2 protein-coding genes are annotated in these 1851 nt (G+C 28.6%); both read right to left on the bottom strand.

Annotated features, from left to right (window positions below; genetic code table 11):
- Positions 1–103 precede the first annotated feature (103 nt).
- Positions 104–664, bottom strand: coding sequence for an HNH endonuclease (locus HMPREF0202_RS14825; RefSeq protein ID WP_211231177.1), 561 nt, complete (start codon positions 662–664; stop codon positions 104–106).
- A gap of 102 nt (positions 665–766) precedes the next feature.
- On the bottom strand, positions 767–1729 hold the full coding sequence (gene ltrA, locus HMPREF0202_RS14820) for a group II intron reverse transcriptase/maturase (protein ID WP_023050844.1): 963 nt from the start codon (positions 1727–1729) through the stop codon (positions 767–769).
- Positions 1730–1851 lie beyond the last annotated feature (122 nt).

Here is a 1851-nt window from a genome sequence, read left to right as displayed (position 1 = left end):
GATTGCGATAGGTAATCCTTTGATATAATCTCCAGATTTTCCCCCGCACCACACCGTACGTGCGACTTTCACCGCATACGGCGTTCTATCAATATTTTATTAATTATATATATTTAGAAAGTGATTCTAATAACATTTTATATGTTTGATTGCCTTCATAGTATTCAATAGCATTTTTGCTATGAAGTGCCCTGTGTACTTCTGGTTTTAATAGGATTAGGTTTTCTAACGTATCTTTTCCTCCATTTTTTTGAGGTATAATATGGTGAATATGAAAGTTATTATTGCCATTTATGTATTCATTCGTGACTGCACATTTTGAATTATACATGTATCTGACTTTAGCGCGTAATACTTCCCAATTTTTATCACCTAACTCAGTATATCTATATAACCTGTCAATTTCTATTCTGGTTTTCTTTTTTGGAGAGTATTGCTTTGGAACTTTAAATTTACATGCGTCTAATGTGAACAATGTTATTTTATTTACATTCCAAACCTTGTAGTTATATTTGCTATATCTGCGCTCATATAATATATCTTTTTTGTAGTTACCTTTTCCTAATCTGTTCTTGAGAATCCTTGTTAGGATATATCCTATTCTTCCAAGGTCTATATTAACCATTGTAGCAATATTGTAGTAATTTTGAATTCCTAAAATCATAGCATTATACTTAATTGCTTGAGCTTTGCTTTTATATTTTTGTATAATTTTGATTTGCTCCTTTAGCTTCTGCAAGATTTTATGCTTTCTCTTTTCTAAAATTCAAGTTCTGGCAGTTCTTTTCTTCTTATTTCTGACTGCTTTTATTCTGAACCCAAGAAATTCACTTGATTTCTTCTTCAAATTTATAACTTTTGATTTTTCTCTCGAAACCTCTAGTTTCAATCTTTTTTTTAGAAAATTTTTAGTTAATGAAAACATTATTTCCGCATTTTTTCTACTTCTACAAAATAATTTGAAATCATCAGCATATCGCACAAGTTTTACTTCAATAAGTTTCGTTTTTTTCAAAGCTCTCTCTTTGTGATTTTGTGCTCCATAATCGTGTTGAGTCTTTTTTCCACTCCACTGTCTATGAATCCACCAATCCAGCTCATTTAATACTACGTTAGCTAATAATGGAGATAGCACTCCTCCCTGTGGTGTTCCTTTTATACTTTTAATAATTGATCCATCAGGTAATAATACATTAGATTTTAACATAACTTTAATTAGTTTTAATATTTTAGCTTCTTTTATCCCAATTTTATAGAGTTGTTTTATTAACTTATTATGATTTATATTATCAAAGAAACTTTTAATATCAATATCTACTACAAAATATAGATTACCTCTATTTATTAGATTATTATTTAAAGCTATCGCGTTTTCTGCACTTCGATTCGGTCTAAATCCAAATGAATTCGCGTGAAATTTCTTATCTAATATTGGTTCCAAAATTTGTTTTATTGACTGTTGAACTACTCTATCATATATTGTGGGAATTCCTAATGGTCTAGTTTTTCCATTTTCTTTTGGAATTTCTATTCGCTTAATTAATGATGGTTTATATAAACCCACACTTAATTCTACCTTAATTTTTTGTATTATTTGTTCCTTATTTTCAATTATATCTAGTATTGTATTACCATCTATACCTGGTGTTTTACTTCCTTTATTTTTCTTTAAATTACTGATTGCTATTGCTATATTCTTTTCACATATAATTTTATCTATTAGTTTCATAAGTTGCCCACTATACTAGTGTTACATATAGTTTTATTGTCTCGACTTCCTATCATTTCTTATTAATTCTAAATTAAAATAATTATAAAATATTGACTTGGGGCTATCCCTCCACCACTTAT

The sequence above is a fragment of the Cetobacterium somerae ATCC BAA-474 genome (genome assembly GCF_000479045.1).
GTDB lineage: Bacteria > Fusobacteriota > Fusobacteriia > Fusobacteriales > Fusobacteriaceae > Cetobacterium_A > Cetobacterium_A somerae.
Note: the sequence above shows the minus strand (reverse complement) of the source record. Positions and strands in the feature narration are given on the sequence as shown.

Bases quoted from the DNA above. Each gene is read 5' to 3' on its own strand.
- ltrA (WP_023050844.1), bottom strand. From the start codon at position 1,729: ATGAAACTAATAGATAAAATTATATGTGAAAAGAATATAGCAATAGCA.
- HMPREF0202_RS14825 (WP_211231177.1), bottom strand. From the start codon at position 664: ATGATTTTAGGAATTCAAAATTACTACAATATTGCTACAATGGTTAAT.